This window comes from Streptomyces sp. NPDC034084, from assembly GCF_055575535.1.
On sequence record NZ_JBVISK010000005.1, the window covers coordinates 163,575 to 171,689 of the forward strand.

Sequence of the window (8,115 nt, forward strand, 5' to 3'; positions counted from 1 at the left end):
GAGGGGGAGGGGAAGACTGTGAGGACGGACCTAGATGACCGCTGCCGGACCGATGGGATGGGGGGCGCGGAAAAGGGAGAGGGGGGCCGGGGCGGTGTTTCACGTGAAACACCGCCCCGGCCCCGCTCTTCTGGTGGCCCTCAGGACTTGTACGTGTGTGTGACGACCGTCCTCGCGTGGCCCACCGTCCAGTCCGGCAGCACCGCCAGGACCCGTTCGGCGTCCTCTCCGGTCTTCAGGAAGACCTGGTCGACCTGGATCTCGACGGGACCCGAGCGGTCGACGGTCAGCGTGTGGCCGTCGAAGCGGCCGACGACGTCGATCACCGCCTCCTCGCTCTCGAAGGGCCGGCCGCCGATGGAGAGGCCGGGGCCCGTCACCGTGATCCTGACCAGCTCCGCGCGGTTCGCGCCGAGCGTGATCCGGACGGGCGCGGTCGCACCGGCGGTGCGGACGGAGACCTTCCCCTCCCGTACGGACACCTTCCGCGCGGCGAGCCCGCCGTCGCGGACCCGCAGACCCGTGTCGCGGGCGACCCGGTCGACGACACCGAGGCTCTCCGGCGTGAGGTGGTCGCGGCCTTCGAGCACGATCCGCGGGTCCTTGCCGTCGGTCTGTTCCTGGAACGCGCTGACCAGCTTGGGGTGCGCACTGTCGTACGGCTGGACGAGCCCGACGACCAGGAGCCCGCAGGCGGTGTATGCGAGCACGGCGAGGCCGGACCGGCGCGGCGGGCGCCCGGCGTGGGCGGCGAACGGCGCGAGGACCAGCGCCAGCGGGACGGCGACCAGGACGCCCGCCACGGCGAGGGCCGCGTCCATGGGAATGGCGGTGGGCAACCGGCCCATCATCGGGACGGCCAGCTCGAACAGGTTCCGGGTGAACTGGGCGATCAGCACGAACGACACGAACGCGCTCACGAGCAGCGGCACCGCCCGCGAGCGGCCCGGAAGCACCAGGTAGCCGCCGATGGACAGGACGGACAGGGCGGAGCCGATCCACAGCAGATAGCCGGGTCCGACGCCGAGCCAGGCGGTGAGCACTCCGAGCACTCCGACCGCCCAGGCGTTGCCGAGCAGGGCGGCACGGGCGTCCGGCCGCCCGGCGCCGTCCGGGGCGCGGCGCCGGCGCCGGCGCTCCAGGAGCAGCTGCGGGGCGAGCCCCCCGAGGACGGTGAGGGGCAGCGGCACCAGGTACATCAGCCAGGGGTGCGCGTACCAGGCGTGCGGACCGACCAGGGACTGGGCGGCACCCACCAGCGCACCCGTGAGCACGGCCGCCGGGAGGCCGAGGAGCGCGGCCCCGGCCGTGGCCGCCACCCGGCCGGGACGGAGGTCCCAGACCCGGCCGGCCCGCCAGGTCAGCGCGGCCAGCGCGAGGAGCAGGGCGAGGGTGCCGGCCTTCACGAGCAGCGGGTCCAGGGTCACCCACCAGCGCGACAGCACGTCGAAGTAGTACGGGGCGGGCTTCCGGCCGGCCGGGTCGGCGGTCCCTGTGACGTCGGAGGCGAACCGGACGGTCAGGTCGGTGACGGCCTGCGCCGAACCGTCCCCGATCGCGGCGACCCGGTCGTTGGGCGTGTGGTACTGGTAGCCGTCCTCGAAGAGGGCGTAGTCGAGGCCCGACCAGCCCTGGGCGCGCCACACCCGGCTGTCGGTGTCGGAGTTGATGAGGCCCGCCTGGAACAGCCACTGGCCGAGGACCGAGCCGTACGGCCGCGTGGTGTCGCCCGCGAGCTCGATCAGCCGGCCGTCGTCCTCGCCCGCCTGGAACAGGATGGGCAGTCCGCCCGAGCCGACGGCCTCCAGGTTCAGGAACCAGCGGACGTCCTTCGCCCACGGATGCCCGGTGAAGGCGTCGGCGCCGGTGAGGCCGACCTCCTCGCCGCCGTTGAAGAGGTAGACGACCGTGCGGTGGTGGTCCGCGCCGGCCAGCTGCCGGGCGGCCTGGAGCACCGCGCCGACGTTGATGCCGTCGTCGGCGGAGCCGGGGCCCTCCATCGCCGAGTCGACGTGGACGTTCACCAGGAGGGCGTCCTTGCTGTCGCCGGGCTGGCGGGCGATCACGTTCTCGACGGCGTAGTCGACGGCACGGTCGTGGAAGCGGTACGAGCCGGTGGCGCGCTGCCGCTCCACCTCCAGGCCCGGGATCGCCTCCAGCTCGCGGGAGACGAGGTCGAGCCCCTCCGCGAGCTGCGGGCTCGCGGCGACGTGCGTGCCGAGGTCCTCAAGACGCTGGGCCGTGGCCAGCGCGCCCCGGCCCGCCTCCCCGTCGGGTGCCGGACGGGTCGCCCCGTAGGCCAGCGAGAAGGAGACGGCCAGGAGCAGCACCAGGACCGCCCAGGTCCCGGCGAACCGCCGTCCACCGGACGGAGCTCCGGACCGTCCACCGGACGGAGCTCCGGACCGGCCGCCGGACGGACCGCCGGACGGACCGCCGGACCAACCGCCGAACCAACCGCCGAACCAACCGCCGAACCGGCCTCCGGTCCCGGCGCCGGGACCGGAGGACCCGAGGTCCTCCGCCGGCCGCGCGTCGGCCGGGTTCGGCCGGGACTTCAGCATGCTCACCGCAGAGCCCTTTCCTCGGTCATTCCCCGGGCTGCGGCAGCTGCCGCAGTTCCCGCCACCACGTGCGCAGTTCGCGTACGACCGTCTCCTCGCGCTCCAGCGTGAGCGCGTGCGCCGCGTCCGGGACGCGGACGAGCGAGGCCTGCGGGACGGCGCGCTCGATCTCCTCGGCGGTGGCCCGCATGCCGAGCGTGTCGGCGTCGCCGACGAGCACCCGGACCGGCACGTCGAGCTTCGCGAGACGGTCGGCCGCGGGCTCGGGCCGCGTGAAGTCCGGAGTGTCCTTCTGCTGCGTGTAGTTGAGCCGCAGCATCTCGGCGACCGCCTCGCGCACGGCCGCCCGCTCGGGCGCCGCCTCGCGGCCGGGGCCGTCGACGAAGAGCCGCACCTCGAGTGCGATCAGCTCCTCGACCGTCCGGGGGACGTCGGCCTCCTCGGCGGTGTCCCAGGCCTCCTCGGCCGCCCCGACGGCTTCGAGCAGCGGGCGCTCCTCGTCCGCGACCGGGGAGTCGAAGCCCGAGACGTCGGGCGCGAGCAGGAAGAGACCGCGCACCCGTTCGGGGTGCTCAAGGGCGAAGTCGATCGCGAGTCGCGCGCCGCGCGACTCGGCCACCAGCACGGCGGACTCGAGACCGTAGGCGTCGAGGACGCTCCGGAGGTCGGCGAGGTCGGAGAACTCGCCGTCCAGCGTCGTCGTCGACCGGCCGAAGCAGCGGCAGTCGTAGGCGACGGAGAACATCTCGTCGCTCAGCGCCTCCATCAGCGGGTGCCACATCTGCCCGTGGGCGATGCCGGAGTGGACCAGGACGGCGGCGGGGCCGGCCGGGGCGCCGCCGCTCACGGCGTGCAGGGTGCCGCCGGGGACGGTGAGGGTACGCGTTTCCATGTTCATCCTTCGATTGACTGCAGGGGGCGGGTGCCGGATCGCTGATGACAGCCGACCACGAACGCGGCGACTTCTTCCACGTGGTGCAGGAGGAACATGTGACCGCCCTCCCACATCCGGGTCGGGCAGTCGCCCTGCCCGTGCGCCGCCCAGGCCGTGAGGCTCTCGACGGGCACGCCGGGGTCGTCGGTGCCCCCGATCGCGAACACCCGGGCGGAGAGTTCTGGGCCCTCCGCGTACCGGTAGCCCATCGCCATCCGGTAGTCGGCGCGCAGGCCCGGCATGACGAGTTCGAGGAGGTCGGGCTGGGTGAAGAACTCCGGGGGCGTCACCCCGTGCGAGCGGAGGCTGGCGAGGATCTCGGCGTCCGTCGGCACCGGTCTGGGCGGCAGCACCTTCGGCGCCACCATCCCGGACGCGATCAGGCAGTCGACCGGGAGCGAACGCTCCTGGAGCAGACGGGCCAGTTCGAACGCGACCAGCGAGCCGAAGCTGTGCCCGAACAGGGTGGTCGGCCGCCGGTCCGCGCCGAGCTCGTCGGCCAGGGTGCGGACGAGCAGCCCCATGTCCTCCAGGGGCTCTTCGAGCATCCGGTGTTCGCGTGCGGGCAGATGCGGTGCCCACAGCTCCACCTCGGGGGGAAGCCATCCGGTCCAGCTCTCGTAGACCGTGCCGTTGCCGCCCGCGTAGGGCAGGCACACGATCCGGCTGGTTCCTTCACCGGCGCTGAGCCGTCGGAGCAGGGTCATGGCGGACGATCAGCTCCGCGCGCAGCGCGGACGCATGTCGGTCCACACGGTCTCGATGCGGTCGAGGCACTCGTCCTTGCTCGCGGCCGGACCGTCGGCCTCCCAGCCGGCGGGCAGCTCGCGGTCGCTCCGCCAGATCGAGTACTGCTCCTCGTCGTTGACCACGACGACGTAGTCGGGCTCTGCGGTGGTCACGCTCATGGGGTCACCTCTTCGGGTGTCGGAAGTACGGGTTTCGGAAGTACGGGGGCGGGTGCGGCGGCGGACGGCGCGGCCGCCGCGGAGAGCCGGCGGCCGTAACCGGCGAAGGCGAGGCTGATCGCGAGGGAGGAGACCGCGATCACGGCCAGGGTCGCGGAGCCGGAGGTCGCCTCCAGGGCGATGCCGGCCGCCAGGACGGACAGGGGTTTCAGGCTGAACGCGGCGACCTGCGCGGTCGTCGTCACCCGGCCGAGGAGCTCGTCCGGGGTGAGCCGCGCCCGCAGCGTGCTGTAGACGATCGCGGAGAGCGACTCCCCGCCGCCCGCGAGCAGGACGACGCCGAGGGCCAGCGGCAGCGACGCGGTGCCGCTCAGGACGAGCAGCGCGACGCTCCCGAGGACCGTGCCGGCGCACATGGCCGCCACGGTGGCCGTCCTGATCCGCCCGGCGAGCACGGCGCCGGCGATCGCCCCGACCGCGTAGACCGCGATGATCGCCCCGAGGACGCCGGGCGACCAGCCGAGGTCCTCGCGGATGAAGTACGTGGCGCAGATGACGACCGGCGAGGTGAAGAAGGTGACCGCCGCCCAGTAGAGCAGCGCCGCCCGCAGCAGCCGGTGCCCGGCGATGAACCGGAAGCCCTCCAGGACCTGCCGGCGCATCGGCGCGGGCGTCTGCTCCCGCGCGGTCTGCATCGGGCGGCGGATCAGCATCAGGGAGACCGCCGACACCGCGAAGGTCAGCGCGTCGACCCCCAGGGTGCCGGCCCCGCCGATGCCCGTCACCAGGACACCGGCGAGCGCGGGACCGGCGATGTAGCCGAGCGCGTTGCCGATCGACAGGAGCGAGTTGGCCTCGCCGAGCCGGTCGCGGCCGACCAGCGAGGGCACGCAGGACAGGCAGGCCGCCTCGAAGACGGCGTACAGCACACCGACCGGCACGGCCACCGCGTACATCACCGGAAGCACCGGCAGACCCAGCCAGGCGGCCAGCGGCACCGCGCCAACGAGCAGCGCGCGCCCCACGTCCGACCAGAGCATCATCCGTCGCCGGTCGAGGCGGTCGGCCCAGGCGCCCGCGGGGACACCGAGCAGCATCATGGGCAGCGCCGACAGCATGGCGATCAGGCCCATGTGCAGTCCGGAGCCGGTGAGGGCCAGGACGAGGAGCGGCAGGGCGGTCTTGCTCAGCGCGTCGCCGAGTGCCGAGGCGCCCTGGCCGCCGGCGAACAGCAGGAAGTCGCGGTCCCGCAGCAGGTTGTGGCCCGCGGGGGTGGCCGTGCTCGCAGGTGTGCTCATGGTCAGGCCCAGTCGTCCCAGTCCTTGGCGCCGGTCACGTTGCGCAGGCCGCCCTGGGACTTGAAGTACATCTGCGCCAGGTAGCGCTCGGGGATGCAGGTCAGCCAGCCCAGCGCGTTGTCCTCGCCGACGATCTGGTGGCTGTACGAGATCGAGGTGTCCATGGCCTCGATGGCGTGCCAGTAGCCGCTGGGGACGTACAGCGTCTCGCCCGGGTGCAGGACGGTCTCCTCGACGACCACGTCCTTGAAGCGCGGGTGGCGCGTCAGGTCGGGGCGGCGGTAGTCGACCTGCGCCATGCCGAACTGGCGGCGGAACGGGCGCGGGTACAGCTTGGCGTGCTGGTCCGGGGAGACGAAGTAGCAGCGCTTGCGGCCGACGACCTGGCTCAGGTAGGCCGCGGTCTGCATGCCGTCGCTGTGGAACGGGGTGACGGTGCCCTTGCTGCCGACGAACATCACGGACGCGACCCGGGAGGACACGGTGGAGCGCGACGCCGGCTTGCCGCTGCCGCGGTTGAGGAAGAGCTTGGCGAGGTACAGGCCGAGCAGCTTGGCCGGGTTGACCGTACCGGCCGGCAGCTTCGCCTTGAAACGGATGTCGGCCCAGTTCGGCGCCAGGTCCGGGAGGTCGTAGTCCTCTTCGAGGCCCGGGTAGTGCTCGACCATCCGGTGGACCGGGTAGGCGCGCAGGTAGTAGGCGCGGCCCTCGTCGGTGTTCTTCTCGATCTCGTCGAGGAGCGCGGACAGCTTCATCCCGCGGAAGCCGCCGACGTTGCCGAGGATCAGCTCCTTGTCGAGCAGCTGGAGGTTGGCGTGGATGTCCAGGTCGCCGAAGTGCTCGCGGAAGTAGTCCAGGCTCCAGCGCTCCATGGCCGGCCAGTCGTCCATCAGGCCGGTGACGATGGCGGGCTTGCGCTTGTAGACGTACTCGCGCTTGAACATCTCGGGGTCGGGGTTGTGGAGCCGGTCGATCGCGTCGACCTTGACCGTGGCCTCGGGGAAGATCGTGCCGGCGACGGTCGTGTCCTGCTCGGCCTGGTGGATGGTCATCGTGGGTCCTGTTCGTGAGTCTGTGGGGCGACGGATGGGGGGGACTGCGGGCCGCGTCAGTGGGAGAGCGCCGTGAGCAGGCCCTCGTGGATCAGCTCGCAGCCGTACCGGAGCACGTCGAGCTCCATGGTCAGCGCGGGCAGCAGCTTGAGGACCGCCTTGTCGCGGCCGGTGGACTCGACGATCAGGCCGCGCTCGAAGCACCAGGCGACGACCTCGTCGGCGGCCCGGCGGCCGCCGGCGTGCGTCAGGTCGATGCCGATCGCGTGGCCCTCGCTGCGGATCTCGACGCCGGGCAGCGGGTTGCTCTCCCAGAAGGAGCGGAGCAGTTCGGCGCCGTTCCGGGCCTGGTCCAGGAAGGCCTCGCTCTGCCAGAGGTCGAGGGCGGCGCAGGCGGCGACGAACGCCAGCTGGTTGCCGCGGAAGGTGCCCGGGTGGTCACCGGCCTGCCAGGAGTCGAGGCCCTCGCGGATGAGGAGGATCGACATCGGCAGGCCCAGGCCGCCGATCGACTTCGAGACGGTGATGAGGTCGGGGACGACCCCGGCCTGCTCGAAGGAGAAGAAGCCGCCGGTGCGGCCGCAGCCGGCCTGGATCTCGTCGGCGATCAGCACGATGCCGTACCGGTCGCAGAGGTCGCGCAGGCGGCGCAGGTCCTCGTCGGGGATGCGGTAGACGCCGCCCTCCATCTGGACGACTTCGAGGATGACCGCGGCGGGCACGTCGACGCCGGACAGGTCGTCGCTCAGGAACTGCTCGAGGAGGTCGACGGTCGGGAAGTGGCCGCGCGGTCCGACCGGGAACGGCAGGTGGGTGACCTCGCCGAGGGCCGTACCGGCCACCTTGCGCAGCGAGTTGTCCGCCGTCGCCGCGAGGCTGCCGCGGCTGACGCCGTGGTACGCGCCGGAGAAGGCGATCACCTGGGAGCGGCCGGTGTGCTTGCGGGCCAGCTTCAGCGCGGCCTCGACGGCGTCGGTGCCGGTGGAGCCGCAGAACTGGACGCGGTGGTGCAGTCCGCGCGGCTCCAGGATCTCCTGGCCGAAGCGCTCCAGGAACTCGCGCTTGGCCGCCGTGTGGAAGTCCAGGGCGTGCAGCAGCCCGTCGCCCTGGAGGTAGGCGAGGACCTGACGCTTGATGTGGTCGTGGTTGTGACCGTAGTTGAGGGCGCCGGCGCCGGAGAAGAAGTCGACGTACTCCGTGCCGTCCTCGGCGACCAGCGTGGTGCCGTGCGCCGAGGCGAGCAGCGTGGGGAACGCCCGGCAGTACGACCGGACGGCGGACTCCCGGGTCTCGAACACATCGGTGGAAGGGGCGAGAGCGGAAGGGACGAGCGGGGAAGCGACGCGTTCTGCCATGACC

At 72.5% G+C, this 8,115-nt stretch carries 7 protein-coding genes; all 7 read right to left on the minus strand.

The window, feature by feature from the left end:
- Positions 1-140: 140 nt before the first annotated feature.
- The gene (locus tag ACZ51I_RS19305) at positions 141-2,330 is read right to left on the minus strand and encodes a M28 family peptidase (protein ID WP_468877183.1); all 2,190 of its coding nucleotides are present in this window, start codon (positions 2,328-2,330) and stop codon (positions 141-143) included.
- A gap of 259 nt (positions 2,331-2,589) precedes the next feature.
- A complete protein-coding gene (locus tag ACZ51I_RS19310) occupies positions 2,590-3,456 on the minus strand; it encodes an alpha/beta fold hydrolase (RefSeq protein ID WP_468877186.1) in 867 nt (288 codons plus the stop codon).
- Between the two features lie 2 nt (positions 3,457-3,458).
- The gene (locus ACZ51I_RS19315; protein ID WP_468877189.1) at positions 3,459-4,205 is read right to left on the minus strand and encodes a thioesterase II family protein; all 747 of its coding nucleotides are present in this window, start codon (positions 4,203-4,205) and stop codon (positions 3,459-3,461) included.
- A gap of 9 nt (positions 4,206-4,214) precedes the next feature.
- A complete protein-coding gene (locus ACZ51I_RS19320; protein ID WP_468877192.1) occupies positions 4,215-4,406 on the minus strand; it encodes an MbtH family protein in 192 nt (63 codons plus the stop codon).
- The gene (locus tag ACZ51I_RS19325) at positions 4,403-5,704 is read right to left on the minus strand and encodes an MFS transporter (RefSeq protein ID WP_468877195.1); all 1,302 of its coding nucleotides are present in this window, start codon (positions 5,702-5,704) and stop codon (positions 4,403-4,405) included. The genes ACZ51I_RS19320 and ACZ51I_RS19325 overlap by 4 nt, the downstream gene beginning before the upstream one ends.
- 2 nt (positions 5,705-5,706) lie before the next feature.
- A complete protein-coding gene (locus ACZ51I_RS19330; RefSeq protein WP_468877197.1) occupies positions 5,707-6,756 on the minus strand; it encodes a cupin-like domain-containing protein in 1,050 nt (349 codons plus the stop codon).
- Between the two features lie 56 nt (positions 6,757-6,812).
- The gene (locus ACZ51I_RS19335; protein ID WP_468877198.1) at positions 6,813-8,111 is read right to left on the minus strand and encodes a diaminobutyrate--2-oxoglutarate transaminase; all 1,299 of its coding nucleotides are present in this window, start codon (positions 8,109-8,111) and stop codon (positions 6,813-6,815) included.
- Positions 8,112-8,115 lie beyond the last annotated feature (4 nt).

Bases quoted from the DNA above. Each gene is read 5' to 3' on its own strand.
- ACZ51I_RS19310 (WP_468877186.1), bottom strand. From the start codon at position 3,456: ATGGAAACGCGTACCCTCACCGTCCCCGGCGGCACCCTGCACGCCGTG.
- ACZ51I_RS19315 (WP_468877189.1), bottom strand. From the start codon at position 4,205: ATGACCCTGCTCCGACGGCTCAGCGCCGGTGAAGGAACCAGCCGGATC.
- ACZ51I_RS19320 (WP_468877192.1), bottom strand. From the start codon at position 4,406: ATGAGCGTGACCACCGCAGAGCCCGACTACGTCGTCGTGGTCAACGAC.
- ACZ51I_RS19325 (WP_468877195.1), bottom strand. From the start codon at position 5,704: ATGAGCACACCTGCGAGCACGGCCACCCCCGCGGGCCACAACCTGCTG.
- ACZ51I_RS19330 (WP_468877197.1), bottom strand. From the start codon at position 6,756: ATGACCATCCACCAGGCCGAGCAGGACACGACCGTCGCCGGCACGATC.
- ACZ51I_RS19335 (WP_468877198.1), bottom strand. From the start codon at position 8,111: ATGGCAGAACGCGTCGCTTCCCCGCTCGTCCCTTCCGCTCTCGCCCCT.